The sequence below is a fragment of the Sphingomonas faeni genome, from assembly GCF_040407495.1.
GTDB classification, from domain to species: Bacteria; Pseudomonadota; Alphaproteobacteria; order Sphingomonadales; family Sphingomonadaceae; genus Sphingomonas; species Sphingomonas faeni_D.
Genome location: NZ_JAPZPP010000004.1, coordinates 1 through 21,906, shown reverse-complemented (window position 1 = coordinate 21,906; position 21,906 = coordinate 1). Strand labels below are relative to the sequence as shown.

The 21,906-nt window shown below is 63.6% G+C and carries 25 protein-coding genes and 1 tRNA gene; 17 read left to right on the top strand and 9 right to left on the bottom strand.

Features of this window, described 5'->3' with window-relative positions:
- The first annotated feature begins 6 nt into the window (after positions 1-6).
- From O6W96_RS13250 to O6W96_RS13225, 6 genes are all read left to right on the top strand, one after another.
- Positions 7-804: a DUF2163 domain-containing protein gene (locus O6W96_RS13250; RefSeq protein WP_353470008.1), complete on the top strand. Its 798-nt coding sequence runs from the start codon at positions 7-9 to the stop codon at positions 802-804.
- Complete coding sequence (locus O6W96_RS13245) at positions 801-1,172, top strand: peptidoglycan endopeptidase (RefSeq protein WP_353470007.1); 372 nt, start codon at positions 801-803, stop codon at positions 1,170-1,172. Before O6W96_RS13250 ends, O6W96_RS13245 begins: the two co-directional genes overlap by 4 nt.
- A 1-nt stretch (position 1,173) precedes the next feature.
- Complete coding sequence (locus tag O6W96_RS13240) at positions 1,174-3,336, top strand: phage tail protein (protein WP_353470006.1); 2,163 nt, start codon at positions 1,174-1,176, stop codon at positions 3,334-3,336.
- 22 nt (positions 3,337-3,358) lie between these two features.
- Positions 3,359-3,862 (top strand): DUF2793 domain-containing protein, encoded by a 504-nt coding sequence (locus O6W96_RS13235; RefSeq protein ID WP_353470005.1) that lies wholly within the window; start codon positions 3,359-3,361, stop codon positions 3,860-3,862.
- 120 nt (positions 3,863-3,982) lie between these two features.
- On the top strand, positions 3,983-5,104 hold the full coding sequence (locus O6W96_RS13230) for an OmpA family protein (RefSeq protein WP_353470004.1): 1,122 nt from the start codon (positions 3,983-3,985) through the stop codon (positions 5,102-5,104).
- A gap of 574 nt (positions 5,105-5,678) precedes the next feature.
- On the top strand, positions 5,679-6,497 hold the full coding sequence (locus tag O6W96_RS13225; protein ID WP_353470003.1) for a shikimate 5-dehydrogenase: 819 nt from the start codon (positions 5,679-5,681) through the stop codon (positions 6,495-6,497).
- A 152-nt stretch (positions 6,498-6,649) separates the two neighbouring features.
- Here O6W96_RS13225 and O6W96_RS13220 read toward each other — a convergent pair whose 3' ends face one another.
- Positions 6,650-7,393, bottom strand: coding sequence for a YgfZ/GcvT domain-containing protein (locus O6W96_RS13220; protein WP_353470002.1), 744 nt, complete (start codon positions 7,391-7,393; stop codon positions 6,650-6,652).
- Between the two features lie 81 nt (positions 7,394-7,474).
- Between O6W96_RS13220 and pyrC the strand changes: the two genes are divergently transcribed.
- The gene (pyrC, locus tag O6W96_RS13215; protein ID WP_353470001.1) at positions 7,475-8,509 is read left to right on the top strand and encodes a dihydroorotase; all 1,035 of its coding nucleotides are present in this window, start codon (positions 7,475-7,477) and stop codon (positions 8,507-8,509) included.
- Positions 8,510-8,609: 100 nt separating this feature from the next.
- Here the strand turns inward: pyrC and O6W96_RS13210 are convergent, their stop codons facing one another.
- Together O6W96_RS13210 and O6W96_RS13205 are read right to left on the bottom strand one after the other, a co-directional pair.
- Complete coding sequence (locus tag O6W96_RS13210; protein ID WP_353470000.1) at positions 8,610-8,954, bottom strand: hypothetical protein; 345 nt, start codon at positions 8,952-8,954, stop codon at positions 8,610-8,612.
- Between the two features lie 180 nt (positions 8,955-9,134).
- The gene (locus tag O6W96_RS13205; RefSeq protein ID WP_353469999.1) at positions 9,135-9,905 is read right to left on the bottom strand and encodes an EipA family protein; all 771 of its coding nucleotides are present in this window, start codon (positions 9,903-9,905) and stop codon (positions 9,135-9,137) included.
- 316 nt (positions 9,906-10,221) lie between these two features.
- Here O6W96_RS13205 and O6W96_RS13200 point away from each other — a divergent pair.
- Positions 10,222-10,314: transfer RNA gene (locus O6W96_RS13200), tRNA-Ser, on the top strand.
- Between the two features lie 684 nt (positions 10,315-10,998).
- On the opposite strand, the gene O6W96_RS13195 is transcribed toward O6W96_RS13200, so the two are convergent.
- Entirely contained in the window at positions 10,999-11,391 is a 393-nt protein-coding gene (locus O6W96_RS13195; protein ID WP_353469998.1) for a hypothetical protein, read from the bottom strand.
- A gap of 274 nt (positions 11,392-11,665) precedes the next feature.
- Entirely contained in the window at positions 11,666-11,983 is a 318-nt protein-coding gene (locus O6W96_RS13190) for a hypothetical protein (protein ID WP_353469997.1), read from the bottom strand.
- 239 nt (positions 11,984-12,222) lie between these two features.
- Here O6W96_RS13190 and O6W96_RS13185 point away from each other — a divergent pair, with 239 nt between their 5' ends.
- The 6 genes from O6W96_RS13185 to O6W96_RS13160 all read left to right on the top strand — a co-directional run bounded on the left by O6W96_RS13185 (position 12,223) and on the right by O6W96_RS13160 (position 16,093).
- A complete protein-coding gene (locus O6W96_RS13185; RefSeq protein WP_353469996.1) occupies positions 12,223-12,522 on the top strand; it encodes a hypothetical protein in 300 nt (99 codons plus the stop codon).
- A gap of 156 nt (positions 12,523-12,678) precedes the next feature.
- Entirely contained in the window at positions 12,679-13,656 is a 978-nt protein-coding gene (locus O6W96_RS13180) for an SDR family oxidoreductase (RefSeq protein ID WP_353469995.1), read from the top strand.
- A gap of 434 nt (positions 13,657-14,090) precedes the next feature.
- Positions 14,091-14,693 carry a Crp/Fnr family transcriptional regulator gene (locus O6W96_RS13175; protein WP_353469994.1) on the top strand — a complete coding sequence of 201 codons (603 nt, stop codon included), beginning with the start codon at positions 14,091-14,093 and terminating at the stop codon, positions 14,691-14,693.
- Positions 14,690-14,941, top strand: a complete 252-nt coding sequence (locus tag O6W96_RS13170) for a DUF6894 family protein (RefSeq protein ID WP_353469993.1) — start codon at positions 14,690-14,692, stop codon at positions 14,939-14,941. Before O6W96_RS13175 ends, O6W96_RS13170 begins: the two co-directional genes overlap by 4 nt.
- 142 nt (positions 14,942-15,083) lie before the next feature.
- Entirely contained in the window at positions 15,084-15,782 is a 699-nt protein-coding gene (locus O6W96_RS13165) for a Crp/Fnr family transcriptional regulator (protein WP_353469992.1), read from the top strand.
- Positions 15,783-15,823: 41 nt separating this feature from the next.
- Positions 15,824-16,093, top strand: a complete 270-nt coding sequence (locus tag O6W96_RS13160; protein ID WP_353469991.1) for a DUF6894 family protein — start codon at positions 15,824-15,826, stop codon at positions 16,091-16,093.
- Here the strand turns inward: O6W96_RS13160 and O6W96_RS13155 are convergent.
- Positions 16,090-16,476, bottom strand: coding sequence for a response regulator (locus O6W96_RS13155; RefSeq protein ID WP_353469990.1), 387 nt, complete (start codon positions 16,474-16,476; stop codon positions 16,090-16,092). The genes O6W96_RS13160 and O6W96_RS13155 overlap by 4 nt on opposite strands.
- A 403-nt stretch (positions 16,477-16,879) precedes the next feature.
- On the opposite strand from O6W96_RS13155, the gene O6W96_RS13150 reads away from it, so the two are divergent.
- On the top strand, positions 16,880-17,992 hold the full coding sequence (locus O6W96_RS13150) for an FAD-dependent oxidoreductase (protein ID WP_353469989.1): 1,113 nt from the start codon (positions 16,880-16,882) through the stop codon (positions 17,990-17,992).
- Positions 17,993-18,118: 126 nt separating this feature from the next.
- On the opposite strand, the gene O6W96_RS13145 is transcribed toward O6W96_RS13150, so the two are convergent.
- Positions 18,119-18,625: a MucR family transcriptional regulator gene (locus O6W96_RS13145; RefSeq protein WP_353469988.1), complete on the bottom strand. Its 507-nt coding sequence runs from the start codon at positions 18,623-18,625 to the stop codon at positions 18,119-18,121.
- Between the two features lie 759 nt (positions 18,626-19,384).
- On the opposite strand from O6W96_RS13145, the gene O6W96_RS13140 reads away from it, so the two are divergent.
- Both O6W96_RS13140 and O6W96_RS13135 read left to right on the top strand, forming a co-directional pair.
- The gene (locus tag O6W96_RS13140) at positions 19,385-19,690 is read left to right on the top strand and encodes an AMP-binding protein (RefSeq protein WP_353469987.1); all 306 of its coding nucleotides are present in this window, start codon (positions 19,385-19,387) and stop codon (positions 19,688-19,690) included.
- 55 nt (positions 19,691-19,745) lie between these two features.
- Entirely contained in the window at positions 19,746-20,330 is a 585-nt protein-coding gene (locus O6W96_RS13135; RefSeq protein ID WP_353469986.1) for an SRPBCC domain-containing protein, read from the top strand.
- 180 nt (positions 20,331-20,510) lie between these two features.
- Here the strand turns inward: O6W96_RS13135 and O6W96_RS13130 are convergent, their stop codons facing one another.
- Together O6W96_RS13130 and O6W96_RS13125 are read right to left on the bottom strand one after the other, a co-directional pair.
- Entirely contained in the window at positions 20,511-20,915 is a 405-nt protein-coding gene (locus O6W96_RS13130) for a DUF3500 domain-containing protein (protein WP_353469985.1), read from the bottom strand.
- Positions 20,916-21,094: 179 nt separating this feature from the next.
- The gene (locus O6W96_RS13125) at positions 21,095-21,424 is read right to left on the bottom strand and encodes a hypothetical protein (RefSeq protein WP_353469984.1); all 330 of its coding nucleotides are present in this window, start codon (positions 21,422-21,424) and stop codon (positions 21,095-21,097) included.
- Positions 21,425-21,906: the final 482 nt, after the last annotated feature.

Here is a 21,906-nt window from a genome sequence, read left to right as displayed (position 1 = left end):
ACTGCCATGTTTCTCGATGCTGAGCTGGCTACGATCGCCTTGTGCTGGCGGATCGAGCGGCGCGACGGCGTGGCGGTGGGTCTGACCGCGCATGATCGGGATCTGCTGGTGGCAGGGCTGGTGCACCGGGCTGCGCCGGGGATGACACCGTCCGCGATCCAGCGCGGCGACGGCCTGGACGCCGATACCATGGATGTGGCGGGGGCTTTGACGTCTGCCGCCATTGGCGAGCGCGATCTGCTGAGCGGACGCTGGGATGGGGCTCGGGTGGCGCTGTTCGCGGTGGACTGGACCGATCCGACCTCGCGCGTGGAGCTGGGCGAGGGTGTTATCGGCGCCGTCGAACTGAGGGACGCCGGGTTCACCGCCGAACTGCGAGGAGCGAGTGCGGCGTTGGACCGGGCGGTCGTGGAGGAGACGTCGCCGGAGTGTCGGGCGGAACTGGGGGATCGGCGGTGCCGGGTTGCGATGGCGGGGCGGCGGCGGTTTGCTCGGGTCGTTGCGACCGAGGGAGCGGTGGTGACGCTCGACTCGAGCGCGGAGGGGCTTGGTGGTGGGCTGTTGCGCTGGTTCGGCGGTGCGAATTGCGGATTGGAGAGCGCGGTCGCACGGGGGGCCGGGATGGCGGTTACCTTGCGGGCGGTGCCGGCTTTCGTGGTCGAGGCCGGCGCACTCGTTGAGGTCGTCGAGGGGTGTGACAAGAGCCTGGCCACCTGCGCGGGGCGGTTCGGGAATGCGGTGAATTTCCGGGGGGAGCCGTTTCTGCCGGGGATCGATCTGCTCACGCGATATCCGGGGGTTTGAGCGCCGTTTCGGACGCTGCCATTGCCGCTGTCGGGACGCGGTTTCGGTTGCATGGGCGGGGGGCGGACGGGCTCGATTGCGTCGGGCTGGTCGCGCTGGCGCTGCGCGCTGGCGGCTATGTCGGCGAGGTTCCGACCGGGTATTCGTTGCGAGGCGACGACTGGGGCGTGCTCGATCGGGTGCTGGTGCGGGTTGCCGAGGCTGAGCCGGGCGACGTGCTGCTGATGGCGGCAGGGCCGGGGCAGCTTCATTTCGGGATCAGGACCGCGACCGGCTTCGTGCATGCGGACGCGGGATTGCGGCGCGTGGTGGAGCGGCCGGGGATGCCGCCTTGGCCTTTGATCGGTGTGTGGCGGATGGGAGTGTGACATGGCGACCTTGGTATTGACGGCGGTGGGGAGCGCGGTGGGCGGGCCGATCGGCGGTGCGATCGGGGCTTTGATCGGTCAGTCCGTGGATCACGCGCTGTTCGCCCCCAAGCGGCGCGAGGGACCGCGGCTGGTCGAGCTGGCGGTGCAGACGTCGTCTTACGGCAGCCAGATTCCGAAGCTGTTCGGTACGATGCGGGTGGCGGGGACGGTGATCTGGGCGTCCGACCTGATCGAGACTCGCGCGTCGTCCCGTCGTGGAAAAGGGCAGCCGAGCACGTCCACCTATTCCTATGCGGCGTCGTTTGCGGTGCTGTTGTCGGCGCGGGCTATCCGCGGTGTCGGGCGGATCTGGGCGGAGGGGAAGCTGCTGCGGGGAGCGGCGGGGGACTTCAAGACGGCGACCGGGTTTCGGTTGCATCTCGGGGGTGAGGATCAAGCGGTCGATCCCTTGATCGCGTCCGCCGAGGGCGCGGCGTCGCCTGCGTATCGGGGGGCGGCGTACGCCGTGTTCGAGATGTTGCAACTGGCGGATTTCGGGAATCGGATCCCTTCGCTGACGTTCGAGGTGATGGCGGACGAGGGTTCGGTGCCGGTGTCGACGATCGCGAAGGCGCTGGCGCAGGAGGTTTCGGGAACGGCTGCGCTGACGGTGGGCGGGTTCGCCGCGTCGGGCGGTAGCGTTCGGGCGGTGCTGGAGATGTTGGGACACGCCGGCGGGGCCTGGTTCGCGCCCTCCGGAACCGGGTTGGTGATGCGCGATACGGCGGGCGCTGCCGTGACCGTGGCGGACGAGGGGTTTGCGGCTTCGGGTAAGGGCGTGCGGCGGGCTCGAGCGGTGGCGGCGATCGAGACGGTGCCGCGGTCGCTGACGGTCGGCTATTATGACGCGGCGCGCGATTATCAGGCGGGGGTCCAGCGGGCGCGGCGGCCGGGCGCGGGGCTGCGTGACGAACGGATCGAGGTACCGGCGGTGCTCGAGGCAGGCGCGGCAAAGACCGTGGCGGAGGCCATGCTTGCGAGGGCGGAGGCTGGGCGCGTGCGGCGGACCGTCGCGGCGGGGTTCGGCGCGATGGCGATCGCGCCAGGGGCTTGCGTGACGATTGTCGACGAACGGGGCGCGAGCGAGGGCGGCGTCTGGCGCGTGACCGACGTCAGTATCGAGGGGATGGCGACGATCTTGGGGCTGGTGCCGCTGGTGGCGGCTTCGCTGCCTGCGACGGCGACGAGCGGACGGGTTTCGAAGGCGGCGGACGCGGTGATCGGCGCGACGATCGTCCATGCCTTCGAGATCCCCGGGCTGGAGGAGGCTCCGTTGACTGCGCCGCGGATGACCGTGGTCGCGGCGGGCACCGGCGCCGCGTGGCGGCAGGCGGCTCTGCTGTACAGCCTCGACGACGGGGTGAGTTGGGTGACGGCCGGGGCGACGGCTGCGCCTGCGGTGCTGGGGACGATTGCCGGTGTCGCGTCGGGCGCGCCCGCGACGTTGATCGATCTTCGAGGCGCGTTCGAGGTGGTCCTTGCCCATGCGGACATGACGCTGGGAGATGCGGATGCGGCGGCGCTCGACCGTGGCGAGAACCTGGCGTTGCTGGGCGACGAACTGGTGCAGTTCGGGCGGGCGGAACCGCTGGGTGGCGCGCGGTGGCGGTTGAGCGGGCTGCTGCGCGGACGGCGGGGGAGCGAGGCGGCGGCCGGCACGCAGGGGATCGGGGATCGGTTCGCGGTGTTGGAAACGGGGGCGGCGCGCGCGTTCGATCTTCCGGTCTCGGTGCTGGCGCGCGAGGTTCGGGTGATGGCCTCGGGCGTGGGCGATGCGACTCCGGTCGAGACCCGGTGCCTGATGACCGGCGCGTCCGTGGTGCCGCCTTCGCCCGTGCATCTCGACTGGCATGGCGAGGCGGACGGCGGCGCGACGGTCTGGTGGACGCGGCGAAGCCGAGCGGGTTGGCGCTGGATCGACGGAGTCGATGCACCGCTTGCCGAGGAGACCGAGGCGTACCGGGTGACCGTCGCCACCGCCACGGGCACGCGCGAGATCGAGGTCGTGACGCCGTCCGCGGCAGTGACGGCGGAGGAGCGGGCTGGCGTCGCGCGCGTGACGGTGCGGCAACGCGGCGTCTTCGGGGAGTCGCGGGGAACCGGCCTGATCGTACCGGCCTGATTTTCGAACGGGGGAACGAATGATGAGCGACGACATCACACCGCGACTGGCATTGCCGATGTTGCAGCCAGGCCAGGCGCAGAAGGAAACGACGCATAACGAGGCGCTCGCACTGCTCGACCTCGTCGTGCCGGCGACCGTGCTGGCCGTGGGGCTGAATGCACCGCCGGCGTCGCCTGCGGCGGGGGACGCCTGGATCGTCGGCACGGTGCCGACGGGGGGCTGGACCGGGCACGCACGGGCGATGGCGGGATGGACGAGCAGTGGGTGGCGGTTCGTGGCACCACGTGACGGCATGGCGGTGTGGAGCGTGGCGGACGAACAGGTTCTGCGGTTTGGCGGCGGGGTGTGGACGCTGGGCGTGCTGGCCGGATCGCGGGTGACGATCGGCGGTGTCGACGTCGTCGGTGCGCGACGCGGGGCGATCGTCGATCCCTCCGGCGGACTTGTCATCGATCTGGAAGCGCGGGCGGCAATTGCCGCCGTTTTGAGTGCCTTGCGAGGGCATGGACTGATTTTGGTCTAAAACACCCCAAAAACTGTGTCGTTCCAGCAACAGTATCAACTTTTGTTAGCTTGCGTGGAAACAAGCCCGAGGATAGGGAGTTTGCGATGTCCGTGTGACACTCATGAAAGGGGATTTAGTATGCGGAAGCTTGCCGTCGTTCTGGCACTCGCCTCCACCGCACTCGCCACTCCCGCCCTCGCCCGCGACAAGTCGTGGTACGTTGGCGTCGAAGGCGGTGCGATGATCGTTGAAGACATCGACTATGATATCGGCGCATTGAACAATGCCGGTTCGGTCGATCATGACTATGGTTACGATGTCGATGCCGTGATGGGCTACGACTTTGGCGGTTTCCGCCTCGAAACCGAAGTCGGCTACCGTAAGGCAACCGTGGATGGCTACACGTCGTCGGCGACCACGCCTGTGTTCGGTGCAACCGGCATTCGCGGCAACGCGGCTGCTGGCAACTACGACTATGCCGGTGGTTCCTCGTCGGCACTCAGCTTCATGCTGAACGGCCTGCTGGACTTCGGTCCGGACGATGGCATCCAGGGCTTCGTCGGTGGTGGTGTTGGTGTTGCGCGCGTCAAGGCGCAGTACGGCCTCAACAACAACGCAGACTTCCTGAACGACTCGGACACCGTGTTCGCGTATCAGGGTCTTGCCGGTATCCGTGCACCGCTGACCGATCACATCGACGCGACGCTGAAGTATCGTTTCTTCAACGCCGAGAACGTCAAGCTGGTCGACGTTTCGAACCGTCAGTTCGAAGGTCGCTATCGTTCGCACAGCATCCTTGGTGGTGTGACGTACAACTTCGGCGAGCCTGCTGCTCCGCCGCCGCCGCCGCCGCCGCCGCCGCCGCCTCCCCCGCCTCCTCCGCCGCCGCCGGCGCCGATCGATGTGGTCTGCTCGCCTGGTCCGTTCATCGTGTTCTTCGAATGGGACAAGTCGGACATCACGCCAGAGGCAGCGTCGATCCTCGACAACGCGATCACGCAGTACCAGTCGTGCGGCAACGCACAGGTCATGCTCGCAGGTCACGCGGACAAGTCGGGTTCGGCTTCGTACAACGTCGGTCTGTCGCAGCGTCGCGCAGATGGCGTGAAGGCATATCTGTCTTCGCATGCCATCCCGGACAGCGTCATTTCGACGGAAGCATTCGGCGAGAGCCGTCCGCGCGTCGAGACCGCCGATGGCGTTCGCGAAGTGCAGAACCGTCGCGTGGAAGTCACCTACGGTCCGGGTTCGGGCCAGTAAGACTTTCGCCAACCGGCTCTCGGGTCGGTTACGGAATGAAGATCGGGGAGGTCGGCGCGAGCCGGCCTCCCTTTTCTTTTGTGCGTTGCGTTTTGAGTGTGGACCGGTCGCGGGGACGGCGGCTTGGGCTGACGTCGATTTTGTTCGCGCGGAGCCGCAGAGGCGCGGAGAGTATGTGCGAAGATGGAATTTTCGGGGCTGAGGTCGTCCGCGAATGCGGCTTTCGGTAATCGGCTTCGCCAAGGCGCGGCGATGGCGGGACTTGCCGCCCAAACCTGCTTCTTACTCTCCGCGGCTCCGCGCCTCCGCGCGAACAAAATCAACGTTCGGACCTCTCGCGACGGCGGTGTCTGGCGGAACGCCGATGTGTTCACGCGAAGGCGCAAAGGCGCGAAGAAGGTTTGCGTGAGGCGGCGTCGATCGCCTTCTCCTGTGATTTTTCAATGCTGCCGCATGTGTGGGAGGAGGAGCTCGGGCCGGATACGACCTCTTTGCGCCTTCGCGCCTTCGCGTGAACATCCTCTATCGACGCTTCACCATGCCGCCGGCATAGAATGGTGGGCTGGCCAAGGAGATGCAGATGAAGCCGCTGATTGGCCGGGATACGCAGCTGTGCATGTCGCTGTCGGCGCGACCGGGGAATTTCGGGACGCGGTTTCATAACCGGCTGTACGAACTGACCGGGCTGGATTTCGTCTACAAGTCGTTCTCCACCACCGATCTGACCGCCGCGATCAGCGGGATCCGGGCGCTGGGGATTCGCGGGTGCGCGATTTCGATGCCGTTCAAGGAGGCAGTGATTCCGCTGCTCGACGGCCTGGCGCTGACCGCAAACGCGATCGACAGCGTCAACACGATCGTCAACGACGAGGGCGTGCTGACCGGGCACAACACCGATTACGGCGCGGTGGTCGACCTGGTCGCGGATCTGGATCGGGCGATGCCGTTTGTCGTCCAGGGTTCGGGCGGCATGGCGAAGGCGGTCGCGGCGGCGCTGAGCGACAGCGGGTTTCGCGACGGGACAATCGTCGCGCGGAACGAGCTGGCGGGGCGCGCGCTGGCGGATCTTTATGGGTATCGCTGGGCGCCGGTCGCCGCGGGGGCTGTGTCGTTGCTGGTGAACGTCACGCCGTTAGGGATGACCGGGGCGGACGCCGAGGCGCTGGCGTTTCCTGAGGCGATGATCGCAGGCTGCGAAGTGGCGTTCGATGTCGTGCAATACCCGATCGAGACGCCGTTCCTGCGGGCGGCCGCTGTTGCAGGGAAGCGGTGCATTACGGGCGCGGACGTCGCGACGTTGCAGGCGGTGCAGCAGTTCGTGCTGTATACCGGGGTGACGCCTGATGCGGGGCAGGTGGCGGACGCCGGCGCTTGGGCACGCGAGCATTCTTGAGTGCGCGAACGTGCGATCCTCGCCCGCGAGGGGGAGGTGGATCGCGTAGCGAGACGGAGGGGGAGGGCGCGATAACGCTGATTCCGTGTCCGCCCCCTCCGTCACCTGCGGTGCCACCTCCCCCTGGCGGGGGAGGATCGTGAAGGGGTTCGTTAGGGCGTTTCCGTTAGCGCTGCGGCTAGCCAGGGTGGCGTTAGCGCGTCGCCGAGTGATTCGATGCGGCGGTGTTCGACCATCAACTTCATGTCGGGATACGTCACCCGCGTCCGCGCGCTCGGTTCGGTGAAGGGGGCGACGACGAGGCGGCGGTTGACCTTCGCGCGGTGGTGCATCCGCGCGGTGTTCTCCTGGCCGACGTAACACCCCTTGGTGAAACTGACGCCGTTCAACTCGCGCGCGTTGCATTCGAGCCAGAGCGTCTCGCCATTGCCGAGCTCTGCGATGCCTTCGGTGACGCCGAGCGACAGACGATGCGCGTGCCAGCCGGTGGCCGGTTCGCCGGCTGGGCCGAGCCAGCGCCGGCCCAAGCCCGCGAGACGCGGGTCGGGAACGCCCTGGTTTCCGGTTGGGGACCAGTGGACCTTGGCGTCGTCGGGCTGGAGCGTGATCTTGCGACGCAGCCGGTAGAGCGTCAGGCGCTTCGTCAGCGCCTCGGCCTGCGCCGCCTCGACGTCGATCAGCACGTCGTCGCCGTCCGCCCAGAGGATGAAGTCGAGCAGCACTTTGCCCTGCGGCGACAGGAGTGCGGCCCAGGCGGGCGCGTCCGGCGTGAGCAGCGCGGTGTCCGCGGTGACGAGGCCCTGCAGGAAGCCGCGGACGTCTTCGCCGGCAACGCGGATGACGCTGCGGTCGGCCAGCATCGTGGGAGACGTCGGTACAGAGGTGAGCTGGTCCATCGGTACCACCTAGTGCGCAGGATGCGATTTCCAAGCTGCCCGCATCTGGTATCCGACCGCCTGCGCCTATAGGAGGGCGGCATGACCGAGCGCCTCACGATCCGCCGCCCCGACGACTGGCATGTCCACCTGCGCGATGGCGCGATGCTGGAGGCGGTGGCGGGGCATACCGCGCGGCAGTTCGCGCGCGCGATCATCATGCCCAACCTGACCCCGCCGGTGACCTCGATCGACGCCGCAAAGGCGTATCGGGGGCGGATCATGGCGGCGGTGGGGGATGCCGCCTTCACCCCGCTGATGACGTGCTATCTTACCGACGGCACCGATTCCGCAGAGCTCGAGCGCGGCTATGCCGAGGGCGTGTTCGCTGCGTGCAAGCTCTACCCCGCGCATGCGACGACCAATTCGGCGCACGGCGTCACCGATATCCGCGCGCTGACCGGCGTGCTGGAGACGCTGCAGCGGATCGGCATGCCGCTGCTGATCCACGGCGAGGTGACCGACAAGTCGATCGACATCTTCGACCGCGAGGCGGTGTTCGTCGAGCGCGTGCTGACGCCGCTGGTACGCGATTACCCCGGCCTGAAGATCGTGCTGGAGCATATCACGACCGCGGAGGCCGCGGCGTTCGTGGCGGAAGCGGATCATCCGATCGCCGCGACGATCACGCCGCAGCATCTGCTGATCAACCGCAACGCGCTGTTCGACGGAGGGCTCAGGCCGCATGCCTATTGCCTACCGGTGCTGAAGCGCGAGACGCATCGGCTTGCCGTGCGCCGCGCCGCAGTATCCGGGTCGCCGCGGTTCTTCCTGGGAACCGACAGCGCGCCGCATGTTGTCGGGGCCAAGGAGTCCGGGTGCGGCTGTGCGGGGATCTTCAACGCGCCGTTCGCGCTGGAGGCGTACGCGCGCGTGTTCGACGAGGAAGGGGCGCTCGACAAGTTCGAGGGGTTTGCCTCCGAGCATGGCGCGCGGTTCTACGGGGTGCCGTTGAACGCGGGGACGGTGACTCTGGTGCGCGGCGATGCCGAGGTTCCGGCGTCGATCGGCGCGGGGGAGACGGCGGTCGTGCCGTTTCTCGCGGGGACGAATGCCGGGTGGCGGTTCGAGGGGTAACGGGTCCCCACCGGCTTCTCCCTATTTTTCGTCATCCTGGGCTCGACCCAGGATCCAGAGCCACGTGGGCCGCCGTTTGGGCTCTGGAGCCTGACTTTCGTCAGGATGACGGAGCGTTCAGCCGGTCGAGCCAGAGACGCGCTTCCCTCTGTTCGCCGACGGCGCTGGCGCTGACCGGGCCGCGGGCAGTGAAGAACGCGCGGTGGAGCGCGAACGGGTCGAGCATGAGGCGCTCCCGCATGTCGTCGATATCGCCGCCCATTTCGGTAAGCGCGTCGATCGTCGGGGCAATCGCGGCGCGGACGCGACGGTCCGGGGTGCGGTCGAACAATCCTAGCGAGCCGGCTGCGGTCTTTTCGAGCGCGGCGAGCAGGGTCTCGCGATACTCGGTTTCAAGGTCTTCGCGCTGGGCGTCTAGACGGGCGAGGCGGTCGGGTTTTGCCATTTCCCGGGCGTAGCGCCTTGAGTCGGGGCGTCAACTTGGGTGGCGGGGTTTGGGTGTTGTGGCTTGAGATGCGGTGTGGTTTTGGATGCGCCGTGGGCAAAGCCCACGGCGTCGGACGGGCTTTGCCCGCCGGCCGGGCTCGTTGCAGTCAGCCGGGCGTGGCCGGCTGCCCAACTTTGCCTAGAACGGCAGCCAACGGCTTTTATGCGTGATGTTCATATACCCGACGTTCACGCCCGCGCGCCAGCCGACGCCCAGGCGGATCGGAATGAGCACGACGTTGCCGCGGCGCAGATAGGTCGCGGCGAAACCGCCTACCAGGTACAGGCGACCCTCGACGGCGGGGAAGCGCTTGTAGAGCTCTTCGGTGTCGTACAGATTGTAGACGAGCACGAAGACCTTGTTCGCGTCGCCGCCGATGTCGAAGCCGACCGAGGGGCCGGTCCAATAGACCGGCTGCTGACCTTCGACCTTGTGGCTCATGATGCCCGAACCGTAGCGCACGCCGAGCACGAACGCACCGGACGCTTCACGCCCGGCGATGTACGCATTGGGTTGGCCCTGATCCTTGAGAATTTTCTCGAGGAGCCCGCCAAGCCCGGCCGCTCCCTTGCCGAACACGCCTTCGCCCGCCGCGAGCAGATCGTCGCGCTGATAGGTGTCGGCGGCCTGCATCGTCGCCTCGGCGCGCGTTTCCGGCGCCGGCGTGGTGATCGTCTGGGCGGGCAGCGAGGGCGGCACGTCCTGGGCGCGCGTTTCGGGATAGGTCGGGTCCGGCGCGGGACGCGACGGCTGCGTGGTCGTCCGCGGGCGGGACGGCGGCTGATAGGCTTGGGCGGAAAGATCGCCATCGATCGCCTGGTTGGGATCGATCGTGCGGACCTGCGCGGACGCGGTCCCTCCGCAAACGGCTACCGCAAGGGCACCTAGGCCAAGCCAGACGCTACGCATGTCGATCGATCCCCAAAATATCAAAGCACCCCGTGACGGTAGATGGACTACGGGTTGCCCGCGGTCGCCCAGGTTAATCAAGGTCGGCCTTGCCGCGCAATGAACGAACCCTGCCGCCGTGTCGAATTCGGGCGAATACGGGATGAAAGGCGGGAGTGCGGGGGTGCGCACGAGGCGGAACGAGGCGCGCCGGGGCGAGGGCGTCGGTTTGCGACCGAGAACACCGACGATATGAATACGGAAATTCGCGAACCGGCCCCATACAGGCGTTGCCCCCCGCACCGACCCTCGCTATAGCCCCGCATCTGCTGCGACCGGAGACGTGGGTGAGTGGCTGAAACCAGCGGTTTGCTAAACCGCCGTACCGGGTTTACTGGTACCGAGGGTTCGAATCCCTCCGTCTCCGCCATCTTGCATTGAAATCATTAGATTCTCCAAGAGAACCAGCGCGGTGTCCATTCCGATGTCCACATAGACAGCCGGCTGTATGCGACGACGAGCGTTGGCATACGACCGGATCGCGAGAATCGGGCCGGATAGGGAGACCAGCTTCCAAACGCCTGGGTCGAAACCGGATAGTGATTTTCCAAAGGGCGCAGACCGCGTGTTGCGCCAGAACGTGGCCGAAGGCGGTCATCTGTCACTATATGAGTGAACGATGTCAGTCGCCTGATGGCTACCGCTGAAGGCTCATGCGGTCACCAACTGATCTAGAAGCGACTTAGTCGATAGTCGCAGTCGCTATCGAAGGCCGTGCCGGGCTATCCAGCCACGCACCCATGGTTTGTTAATGCTGCGCTCGCCGTCGCAAGCCGTATTATGTTTGAAGCTCCGTCGCATCACAGGATCTGACCCCGCAGCTCGAAGCGCTGCGCGGTGCGGGTTGCGAACGAACCTTCTAGCCTCTGGCATGACTGGCCGGGAAATTGCCCGACCATCGGCGTCTCGATTGCAACGCTATACCGCCATTTGCCAGTGTCAGAACAAAGGCAATTAACGCGGAAGAGAATGTCGTTTAGCACCATGTCGCCAAAGCTCGCCGCGTGCGCGGTGTCGAAGATCAGAAGCTGACAACCGCCTTACCCGGTCAGTATTATGGCACCGACAGCGGCCCCGGTAGCTGCCGGGGAAACCACGTCAGCAGGGCATCGGATAGAGCTGCGGCAACAGCCGTGGGTTCGCCCGTTCGCGTCCCGCTTGCGCGCACCGTGGTCGCCTGTCCCGTCCACACGACGTGATTATCGCGTCGCAGCGACACGGTCACGTCGAGACGGGTCACGATCAAACCGTGCAGCTGATCCTTCCCAGAGGGCAAAGTCAGCGACAGGCCTCCAAGCCCGGCCGCCATGCCTGGCCGATCCGATCGGTCGTTGCCGGACCGGACGACGCCGCGCGGGGTTTGCGATACCTCGACCTTGGCGACGTAAAGGCTGTGGTTTGCGTCGGGCAGGGGCAGAAAAGGTGTCCGAAGGAGGGTTCGCTGCACGGCGTCCGCGAATGTTTTAGTGATAGCGGGAGACGCGGTCGGACTATCGGCAGCAACGATCGCTATCGTGCCTGGCTTCACCACAGATCCGGCAATCGAAGATTGCACTAGCGCTGCGGCCGCAGCGAAAAGGAAAACGTACATCTGACAGGTGCCGATCGCTTACGGGGGGCAAAGAACGCTAACGGCATCGTGCCGGCCCTCTGCATTGAAAGTGGTGGTAGATCTTGATCGAATGACGTTCGTTGTCGCGATCTTCCGCTTCGATAGCCCTCTAGTCGAGCTTATCGACGTGTCGATCGGCCCATTCCTTCCCTTCATCGCCTCCCCAGAGAAGCCAAGCGATATAGCCGGCAGATGGATCGGTGTCCGATCCCCACTCATGCGTTTTGCCGTCTTTATCGACCTCGTGACGCGCGAAGTAGCTGTGCATCGACTTCACATCTTCGACGGTTACATCGTCCTGCGCTGTCAGTTGCTCGGCACGACGAACCCCTACGTCCGTACCGCCTCGTCCAAAATCGTCGCGTAACTTTAGTCCCTTCTTCGCATTGGCGGCGATCTTCGCAGTTGGTTTGAACGTATCGGACATCATGCTCTCCCTGTGACGATGTTCAAAACGCCTAGATTTTGGAAGATATCCATGAGGGCGTGGCGGCAGAATTGCCTCTGGTCCTCACAGGTGATGCTGGATGACTTGGTCATCGGGTTGGGCGGGCCGAGACGGTATGCTCAAGGCTAACTATCTCTCCCGAACAAGCATTTGAATCGTCGAATTGATGGGACACTAGCGCCGCTTGAAAGGTTTTAGATCGAGCAAAGGAGATCGACATGGCGACCGAACAGCCGAACATTGCACCCGACGACGTGAAGCCGGAGCCGAACGACGCGGATCGCGCTGCGACCGTTTTAGACGATGCGCAGATGACCAAAACGCCGGGTGGCGGGGGTCTAGGCGGTGCCGATGCCGCGGATGTGTTGAGCGGATCTGGAAAACTCAGCGGTGGTGCAACGCCGAACAGCCCTATCGACGTGCCGGTTCCGCATGGCGGTGGTGGTAATCCAACTCGCGAGGCGCAGGTCAGGTCTTTGAACGATGGCCCCAAGGAGCCGCATACCAAGCCGAATTGATCATCCTGCGATCACTTCCAAGGACATCGCGCGCCGTCGGATGGACACCCCGGCGCCTCCGGGACGTTGAGTATCTAAGCATGATGATAGGACAGTGCGTCTAACGCGCCCGCGTTGCCTTCCCGTAGTTGAGGCGGCCGCCCTGAGCATCGTCCGATGAGCGCTGGTCGTAACCTGGCCGGGCGGCGCGTAGTGATTACCGGTGCATCGAGCGGTATCGGGGCGGCAACGGCGGTGGCTTTCGCCAGAGCGGGAGCGCGGCTTGTCCTGGGGTCTCGCGGCAAGGAAGGGCTGGACGACGTCGCGCAGCGCTGCGTCCAAGCTGGCGGCAGCGCGATCGTCCGTCCAGTCGATTGCACTGACGCAGGCGCAGTGGCCGCATTCGCTGCCGAGGCGCGCGATCTGCTCGGTGGCATTGACCTGTGGTTCAGCTGCGAAGGCGTCGGTGTGCTGGGTCGGTACGAAGACGTCCCGATCGCGGATCATGCCCGTGTCGTCGAGGTGAACCTCGTCGCCCACATGAACGACGTCCACGCAGTACTTCCGATCTTACTCGCGCAGGATCACGGCACCTGGGTAAACATGATCTCGGCCGGCGGTTTCGTCGCCACGCCTTACGCTGCGGCCTATTCGGCGAGCAAGTTCGGGTTGCGCGGGTTCAGATCGGCGTTGCGCGGTGAGGTATCGAAGCGCCCGCATATCCACATATGCGACGTCTGCCCGACCTTCGTCGATACGCCCGGCGTCGACCACGCCGGTAACTATACTGGCGCACGGCTTTCGCTTCCCCCGGGTTCGCTCGCGCCGGAGACGGTGGCGAAGGCAGTCGTGAGGCTAGCCACGCGCCCCCGTAACCTTACCGCCGTCGGCGCGCCGGCAATCGCATTCAAACTCGGTGAGTTCGCAGCGCCGAACCTGCTGGCGGCGATCATGAGCGGTTTCCTCGACACCTGGTCGGCCCGCGCGGTTGACGGCAACGACAGCGATGGGGTGTTGTTCGAACCTGGCGTCCCCGCCGGTCCGGAGGGTGGCCGGCGCGATCCACACCGGGGGCGCAAGGTGGCGGCCGCGGCGGGCGGTGCCGCGCTGCTCGGTCTGGCGGGGATCGGTATCTGGCTCGGCCGTCGCCGATGACTGGAGACGACTGCTATGTCGCAGTGAAACTATTTACGTGAACGGAACGGACGTTTCGCAAACGGAGGATGGATTGGGAATCACTGCTTGGTACACGGCGCTGGACGCGGTGCTGCCCGGCCGCGTTCAGTTCGGCCTGCCAGCGAGTCTGCCTGTCGGGAGGCCGGTTGGGAAACGCCATGACCTTGCAGCCTTCGATGCGATGATTGCACGCCTGGCACCTTTAAATGTTCACGCTGCCATGTACTGACTCGGCTTCCGCCGCTATTTGCGTCGCGAGACCTTGCGCAAAGCCCGGGACAACGAGTCGATCGAGTAGGGCTTGTGCACCAGCTCGAACCCGTGGGTTCCACTCTGCGCCAGAACCTCGCTGTGCGACCGGTTACGCTGCAATCGGCCCACATCTTGAGCCCGTCGACTTACCCAGGGGCACCGTGCTGATCGAGGCGTGCAAGCCGTTCATGCATGCGCATTTCTTTAACAGTGGAATCGGTTCGATCGTCGTCAGTACCGTGGACAGCCGGCGTGTGGAGGCGGGCATTTTTGGGCGTGAGGGCCTGTCCGGCTTTGGCTGCCTGCTCGGAGTCGATCAGTGTCCACAGACTACCTTGGTACAGGTCGAGGGTGAGGGCTACCGCGTGAGCATCGAGGCATTGCGCCACGCTTGCCAACAGTCAGCCTCGCTGCGTGAGACGCTTCTGCGCTACGTTCACGTGTTTATTTCGCAGACCAGCTATACGGCGCTGTCCAACGCTAATCAGTCTATCGAAGGCCGCCTGGCACGTTGGCTGCTGATGTGCCACGACCGGGTGGCCGGCGACGATATAGCGCTGACGCACGAGTTCCTTTCGATCATGCTGGCGGTGCAACGTCCTAGCGTTACGACGGCCCTGCACGTGATCGAGGGCTATGGCTTCATCAAGACCCGGCGCGGTCATATCGCAATCAAGGACCGCGATGCCTTGGTCGATTTTGCCGATGGCATGTACGGCGTCCCCGAGGCCGAGTATCGTCGTCTCATCGGTCCGTTCGGTTGAGCCGCTTCTATCTCCATCAGCAGATCGCGAACGGTATCATCGAAGACCCGGACGGCACCGAAGCCGTCGACCTGACGGCCGCAAAGCATGAGGCCATTCTGGCGGCGCGCCAGCTTTTGGCCAACGCTATTCTGGCTGGCGTCGCACCGCTCGGTACGGCGTTCCAAATTACCGACGAGGCCGGTCATGTTCTGATGACCGTACCGTTTGCCGACGCATTACCCCCGCACTTTATCACTACCTACTGATGGACGTTTGGTAAGGTATCGAACCAAACAGACTTGCGGCCTCGCCCAAGCGGCATTCTGCATCTAACCCCTTGTGGCAGCAACAACGGATGCCGGCTCATTACCGGCCGTCAGACACGAAAGATGCCGCCAGGGCACCCCTATGGCCTATAACAATCGTCTCCTTCGTGCCCTCTCGTCTGCCGATCAGGAGATCCTGCGCCCCCATTTCAAATGGTTTGAACTGGAGCGCGGCACCGTACTTGTTTCGCCAGACGAGCCGATAAAGCGCGTGTGGTTTCTCGAAAGCGGCTTGAGTTCGATCATCGCCATGTCCGGGAACGATCAGGGTATCGAGGTTGGTCTCTCCGGACGCGATGGCCTAGTCGGGATGCCGCTCATTCTCGATGCCGATCGCACCCCGCACCGCATCTTCATGCAAGTCGCGGGCGCCGGCTACAGCATTGACGGCGATGATTTTCGTCAAATTATGGATGAACAGGCAGACATCCGGAAGATGTTGCTACGCTACGTTCAGGCCTATTCGACGCAGACCACCTACACGGCTTTGTCCAACGCCGTGCATACCGTCGAAGAGCGGCTGGCACGCTGGCTGCTGATGAGCCACGACCGTCAGGATGACGACGAGATACCTTTGACCCACGACTTCCTGGCGCTGATGCTTGGGGTCCGCCGGCCGAGTGTGACGATTGCCTTGCACTCGCTCGAAGGCCTCGGTTTCATCAAGGCTACCCGCGGGCTGATCGTGGTGCGCAAGCGCGAGCTGCTGGAGGAATTTGCAGGCGCTGGCTACGGCGTACCCGAAGCCGAATATGAGCGCTTGATCGGCCCGCTGCGCTGAACCATCAGTCTAACCTCAATCAAGTTCACGGATACCCGGACATGCCTCGTTTTTTCCTGCATATCGATGACGGGACGCAGCGGATCGAGGATGAGGAGGGCAGCGATCTGCCTGATCTAGCAGCCGCTCGCGAGGAAGCCTTGAGTGCTGCCCGGCAATTATGGGCGGCCGCGATCCTGAGGCAGCAAGATATCGGTTCAAGGCGGTTCGTGATCGCCGGTGGTGATGCCAACGTAGTCGAGATGGTCGAGATGGATGATGCCTTGCCCCGTAGCTTGCTCGATCGGCTCAAGACACGGACGCGGCCTTAGCCGTCCTCCTTGCGGCTGATAAGCTGTGCCTTGACCAACATGGCTAAGTCGGCGGGCGAATAGGGTTTGGGGAGAAATACGCCCTCATCGGGTATGACATCATTACTGAGGCGAACCGCCCCCGACGTGACGATGATCTCGATCTGCGGCCAACGCTTCGCCACCTCTGTGGCCAGATCCAGCCCGTCAATGTCACCGGGCATATTGATGTCTGTGAAAATCAACGAGATATTTGGCGTCTGTTCCAAGAGTTCTAGAGCCTCTTTAGCGTCTCCAGCTTCCAGAATGACGTAGCCGCGGTCCTCCAGCGTATCGACCGCTACCATGCGGATGAACATTTCGTCTTCGACGACAAGGACAGATGGTTTTGGTTCGGTAGCCATTTTGCCTCAACGCACGTCGGAGATCAGGGTTCGCCTGCCGATGTTATTTTCCATTGCGGTGCGAGGGCGCTTGCACCTTTCCTCGACTAGAATTCCATAGGGAATAGCGGCTTGGGCGACCGCGCCGAGAAATCGGCCGTTGGAGACGCAGAAACGGAAAAGATCGCGCTTAACGAATGGCTGTTATGGGGAACCGGGATCGCCAGCGTGAACGTTCCGGGTGCGGGCAGCACGTCGTGCGACCTTCAATGTTGCGCAACAGATGATCTCTTTCTAGACAACGCCGGCTGCGAAAAACGACGGTTTGGTAAACATCACCCTCGCGCATACGCCAGTCGATCGCTGGCGAGCGGCTCCATCAACGGCAACGCAGGTTTGACCTGCGGGCTAGGAGCGCGGACAAATGCGAGAAGACGTTACTATCATCGGCGCGGGACTGGGCGGCTTGGTGCTCGCTGGCGCATTGCATCGCCGCGGCATCGGAGTCGTCGTTTATGAAGGCGAGCCCTCGCCCGACGGGCGGGCTCAGGGCGGTCTGCTCGACCTGCATGAGCATAGCGGTCAGCAGGCGCTGCAGATGCTCGGACTGCACCACGCGTTCCTGAAGCTGGTCCGGCCGGGCGAAGATGCCAAGCGGGTCGTCGACCGAAATGGCACGGTGTTGCTTGATCGGCCGGGTAATTCCGCCTCCGCTCGCCCGGAGGTAGACCGCGGTGACCTGCGCCGGCTGTTGCTGGACGCCTTGCCGGCAGGGATCGTGCAGTGGGACCGCAAGGTCGCGTCGGTACTACGCGTGGGCCGTGGTCGCCACGCGGTCGCATTCACCGACGGCTCCACGGTCGAGACGATGCTGCTGATTGGCGCGGACGGTGCCTGGTCGCGCGTACGCCCGCTCGTAACCGACGCCCGGCCTGCCTATACCGGAACCTGCTTTCTCGAGCTTCGCTTCGACGCGGACGATCCGCGCGCGGCCCCCGCTGCGACGGTAATCGGCTCCGGCACGTTGATGGCGGTGGCGCCCGGCCAGGGCATTCTCGCGCACCGTAACGCGGACGGCAGCATCCACGCTTATGTGGCGGTAAATCGCCCCGAGGCGTGGCTGGCCGCAGACCTGCCGACAACGACCGCCCGTATGACAAGCTTGTTCGACGGCTGGGCGCGATCGCTGCGTGCCCTGATCACCGACGGCGAAAAGGCCCCGATCATGCGCCCGATCTACGCGCTGCCGCCCTTGCTGGCCTGGCCGCGGATAACGGGCGTGACGCTACTGGGCGATGCCGCGCATCTCATGTCCCCGTTCGCGGGGGAGGGTGCCAATCTGGCAATGCTGGATGGAGCGGAACTCGCGCTGGCCTTGATCGAACATCACGGCGATAACGAAAGAGCGCTAGCCAACTACGAACATGAGTTGTTCGCGCGCAGCCAACCGATCGCAAAGCTCAGCGCAAGAAACCTGTCTCGCTTTTTCGGGCCGGACGCGCCGACCAGCGTCGTCGACCTATTCAAAACTCGGTGAACAAATGGCGCAGTCGGGGGTGGGCAAACCGTTCCGGATTACCGCTAGTGAGCCGACACGGAATGAATTCGGCAATGTCTCAGCAGTAGCCCGGCCTCCCGTTTTCCAGGAAGCCGGGCCTAGGGATTATTCCGCTGCTGCGTCTTCGGTCTTGCGCTTACGCTGAGCCGGAGCGGGCTTGGCGTCTGCCTTAGCTGCATTCGTCTGGCCAGGCTTGCGACCAAGGCCAATGCTCTTGGCCATCGTGCGGCGTGCTTCTGAATAGGTAGGAGCAACCATGGGGTAATCAGCCTTCAGGCCATAACGCTCGCGATATTCAACTGGCGTCATGCCGTTAGTCGCGAGGTGACGGCGCAGCGTCTTGTACGGCTTGCCATCGATCATGCTGATGATGTGATCGGGGCTGGCAAGCGACTTACGCGCCGTCACTGCCGGGGTGTATTCTTGAGCGGATGCTTCGGGCTCAGCAGCCGTCGCGTTTCCGCCGACCAGCACCGAAACAGTTTCGTACATTTTGTTCAGGAAGGCCGGAACGTCGTCAGCATTGGTGCGCGTGTTAGGATTGGCTAACCAGGCGATTGTCAATTCCGTAGCGAGTTCAACGGGGTTCAGGTCGAGGGCAGTGTCAGACATAGAAAGGCTCCATTTCTGGAGGGGCATCTAGGTATTGGATTGGTCTTTGGCAATCTCAGACTGAATGGGGCTATCTATTTGGGTTCGGTACATAAAACGAACTCAGGGATATGCTATCATCAGTGCTGTCTGAGGCGGTGGCCGAATTTATGTTGCGCTGGCGCCGACGCCAGCGACCGTTTGAACCTTGGAGGGTGTGTTGCCGTTCGAGGACAACTGACCAGGCTCTCATCCGTGGATCGGTCACCGCTCTACTCTTATCTGTCGCCGGACCTCAGTGTCGGCAAGGTAGCGCGAGCGACGCAAAACATCTGTTCGTCGCACAGTCGTGATTACCGGGCTTTCCCCACATCTAAACGCTGTCTGGCGATAATTGGACAGGAAAGCGGAATGGCTGCTATCGGAAAGCTAGTAGTAATAGGCATTTTGTAGGGCTGCCGCTTTTTCAAAAAGGACGGCAAGGCGAGGTAGCTTGCGAACATCATTTGGGCCGAACGGCGTTACGTTCTGACCCTAGGGCAATGAGTAAAAATGGGGGCGCGGCGAGCGCGATAACTACCATGCCGCCATAAGCAAGAGAGAGCCTTTTCGCCCCGAATGGACACGACGCTGCGGTTACTCCTGCCAGCATCGCATCAAGCAAAACGGCGTCAAGGCCTTGCGCGCTTGCCGCGAGATGGTTGGGCACTCGCCGCGCGATCAGTAGTAGAGGAGCTAACAGGGGCCCTGCAGAAGTGAGGTTTGCCCTATGTCGCTACGATGCTGGGCCTCAAGAAAGTCGATCCGGGCCGTTACAATCCTGTCGCGATCCTGCGGCTGCGCGAGAAAGAGGGCGTAACCTTTTCCCACTGCGTCCCGAGAGTCCTGAAGATCGTATTGGATACGGCCAAAGATGCAGGCGGGCGCCTCGACGGCTGGCATTTCGTCATCGGTGGCAGTGCCCTAGTGCGTGAATTACGCGAGGAGGCTTCCGCAATAGGGGCGGCGCTAACCTCCGGCTATGGCATGTCCGAAACCGGTCCGATCTTCGTGTGCCGGTCCCCAACGCTACGATGCCATCCGTAGCGGCATTCCGGTTCGTCTCGCGTCGGCGCAGGTTGTCGACGAAGCCATGAGTCCGATGCCGGCGGACGATGAGACCGTGGGCGAACTGGTACTCCGGACGCCTTGGCTCACGCCCCGTTATGTCGGCGATCCCCGCGCATCGGACGCCTGGTGGCGTGACGGTCGACTGCACACCCAGGATCTGGCGACGATCGCGCGAGAATTCAATGCGGTCCGCCAGCTGGTATGGGACTGCCACACGAGGCAGGACCTTCTGGACCAGTGGTTTGCGCCGAAGGGGCTGACGACTAAAACCAAGCATATGGACTTCCGCGACGGTGGCTATTGGCACTACGCGATGGTCACGCCGGACGGTCAGCACTATTGGAATCGGCTCGAGTACGTGGAAACCGATCCGATCGACGGTTACACGGCGATGGACGGCTTCTGCGACGAAACCGGCACGGTGAACCCCGACATGCCAAGATCGAAGTTGGTCGTCACATTCGCCGATGCATCTGATCGCACGCTGGTCACGACGATCGTACAATACGCATCGCCTGACGATCTGCAAAAGGCGATCGATATGGGCCTTGAAGGTGGCATGGCCTCGACAATGGAGCGCTTGGACGAGCTGCTTCTGGTGTTGCCTGCGAGTTAGACCGAGACGCCAAGGCTACCGTAGATCGGTCTGAGGGTCAGCTGCTGTCAGCCGGTCGTATTCAAGTATCGGAAGACCAAGGCTCGTCCGTCCGGGCTACGGTCCTGACCCTGTATGCGATCGGCCACCCGCGTCCACGATATCGATTTCTGCGTTGAACGGACTGCCAGTTTCGTCTGATCACGCGTCAATGCTCGCATCAGCGCCTGCGCCTGAAGGACCTCGTTCTCGACCGATGTAAATGCGCTTGCCGTTGTAGATGAACTTCACCGGCTCACTGCCAGTGAAGCTAGGCGACAACGTGACGTGCGGCCCGGCTACGGTAGCGTTGATCGCGAGGTGATGGGTGCCGAATTGGAGCGTCCAGGCACGGTCGAGCGACGGCATGCCAACCATGTCGACGAAATAGCGATCTGCCCCGAACACCGCGGGGTCCTTGCGAGCAAGGATGTCGTCGGCCTGCATCTGCTCGATGACCATCTCCATACCTTGCGGGCTCAGCACCGTCCGCAGCAGCGCAGTCAGGCGGCCGCGCTGAAGTGCCGGCTGCTCTAGTGTTGCGAAATGGCCGCCTGCTGCAATCACGCTCCAATGGACGATGTTGTAGGTCTAACGGGCTTGCGAACGTAGGGCGGCGGGAGGACGGGATCGGGAAAGGGCGCAACGCCGGTCGCTACCATGATGCGACGACCTGCCGGAAACTTGCCCGACCCTTCCAGCACGCGACCGCGATAGGTCGATGTGATGAAGGATCCCTCGACAAGTTACAGCATGATGTTGGTGAGCAGCATGTCTTCGTCGAAAACGTGCCAAAGATCGGGCCGGTCCTCTTTGTAGCGCAGCGCGTCCGCCATCCGCCGAACTTCTTCAGGATTCAGGCGGCGACGCCAGCAGGGCTGTCCGCCATAGCGATGCCTGCGCGCGCCATTCGAACCGCGTGCACCATTAGTTGACGAGCTTCTTGATGTCCGCGAGCCCAATGCCGGATTGTCAGCCTGCCGCGCCCGGCAATGTCCGCAGTCGAACGCGGCGACCTTGGCACTGATGACGGCGAGCCGCTCGTTGGACAGCGCTATCGTAAAGGGCTTTGCCATCTCGCATCCTCGCGTTCCGCGGGGATACGTTTCCAGTCGAGCCACACTGAAGCAGTGGCATACGACGCGTTCAAATTTGCGGCTGGCCAATGCCAATGTAGTTCGCAGGCCCCTCATCCCTGGCACGGTTTGCGGTAGAGGCGGTCTGAATGCGGCGATGAACGGGCTTCCGAAATCAGAAGGCGGAGGGGAGGCATGGACGTTTGTTATTAGACCGGCCTGCACACAGCATATTCGCGTGGTAGCCGACGCACCGGGCCTTCGCCGCCCGACCGCGTCATGCCCCGTGAAATTACGACGATGTGTTCGTTATCCCGTATTTGAAAAAATTCCCTGTTGACGTTCCGAGGCCGCTCTCTTAGATACGTCGAACCGCAGCGAACGGCCCCACGGTCTGGTTGTTGCGGTCGCAAAAAACCAGATGCTGCAAGCTTCTCGAGAGGGAGGTTGTGCGAGTGTCGGTATTTTTGTCGGCTCTTTGA

Bases quoted from the DNA above. Each gene is read 5' to 3' on its own strand.
- O6W96_RS13250 (WP_353470008.1), top strand. From the start codon at position 7: ATGTTTCTCGATGCTGAGCTGGCTACGATCGCCTTGTGCTGGCGGATC.
- O6W96_RS13240 (WP_353470006.1), top strand. From the start codon at position 1,174: ATGGCGACCTTGGTATTGACGGCGGTGGGGAGCGCGGTGGGCGGGCCG.
- O6W96_RS13235 (WP_353470005.1), top strand. From the start codon at position 3,359: ATGAGCGACGACATCACACCGCGACTGGCATTGCCGATGTTGCAGCCA.
- O6W96_RS13230 (WP_353470004.1), top strand. From the start codon at position 3,983: ATGCGGAAGCTTGCCGTCGTTCTGGCACTCGCCTCCACCGCACTCGCC.
- O6W96_RS13225 (WP_353470003.1), top strand. From the start codon at position 5,679: ATGCAGATGAAGCCGCTGATTGGCCGGGATACGCAGCTGTGCATGTCG.
- O6W96_RS13220 (WP_353470002.1), bottom strand. From the start codon at position 7,393: ATGGACCAGCTCACCTCTGTACCGACGTCTCCCACGATGCTGGCCGAC.
- pyrC (WP_353470001.1), top strand. From the start codon at position 7,475: ATGACCGAGCGCCTCACGATCCGCCGCCCCGACGACTGGCATGTCCAC.
- O6W96_RS13210 (WP_353470000.1), bottom strand. From the start codon at position 8,954: ATGGCAAAACCCGACCGCCTCGCCCGTCTAGACGCCCAGCGCGAAGAC.
- O6W96_RS13205 (WP_353469999.1), bottom strand. From the start codon at position 9,905: ATGCGTAGCGTCTGGCTTGGCCTAGGTGCCCTTGCGGTAGCCGTTTGC.
- O6W96_RS13190 (WP_353469997.1), bottom strand. From the start codon at position 11,983: ATGTCCGATACGTTCAAACCAACTGCGAAGATCGCCGCCAATGCGAAG.
- O6W96_RS13185 (WP_353469996.1), top strand. From the start codon at position 12,223: ATGGCGACCGAACAGCCGAACATTGCACCCGACGACGTGAAGCCGGAG.
- O6W96_RS13180 (WP_353469995.1), top strand. From the start codon at position 12,679: ATGAGCGCTGGTCGTAACCTGGCCGGGCGGCGCGTAGTGATTACCGGT.
- O6W96_RS13165 (WP_353469992.1), top strand. From the start codon at position 15,084: ATGGCCTATAACAATCGTCTCCTTCGTGCCCTCTCGTCTGCCGATCAG.
- O6W96_RS13160 (WP_353469991.1), top strand. From the start codon at position 15,824: ATGCCTCGTTTTTTCCTGCATATCGATGACGGGACGCAGCGGATCGAG.
- O6W96_RS13155 (WP_353469990.1), bottom strand. From the start codon at position 16,476: ATGGCTACCGAACCAAAACCATCTGTCCTTGTCGTCGAAGACGAAATG.
- O6W96_RS13150 (WP_353469989.1), top strand. From the start codon at position 16,880: ATGCGAGAAGACGTTACTATCATCGGCGCGGGACTGGGCGGCTTGGTG.
- O6W96_RS13145 (WP_353469988.1), bottom strand. From the start codon at position 18,625: ATGTCTGACACTGCCCTCGACCTGAACCCCGTTGAACTCGCTACGGAA.
- O6W96_RS13140 (WP_353469987.1), top strand. From the start codon at position 19,385: ATGCTGGGCCTCAAGAAAGTCGATCCGGGCCGTTACAATCCTGTCGCG.
- O6W96_RS13135 (WP_353469986.1), top strand. From the start codon at position 19,746: ATGCCGGCGGACGATGAGACCGTGGGCGAACTGGTACTCCGGACGCCT.
- O6W96_RS13125 (WP_353469984.1), bottom strand. From the start codon at position 21,424: ATGGCAAAGCCCTTTACGATAGCGCTGTCCAACGAGCGGCTCGCCGTC.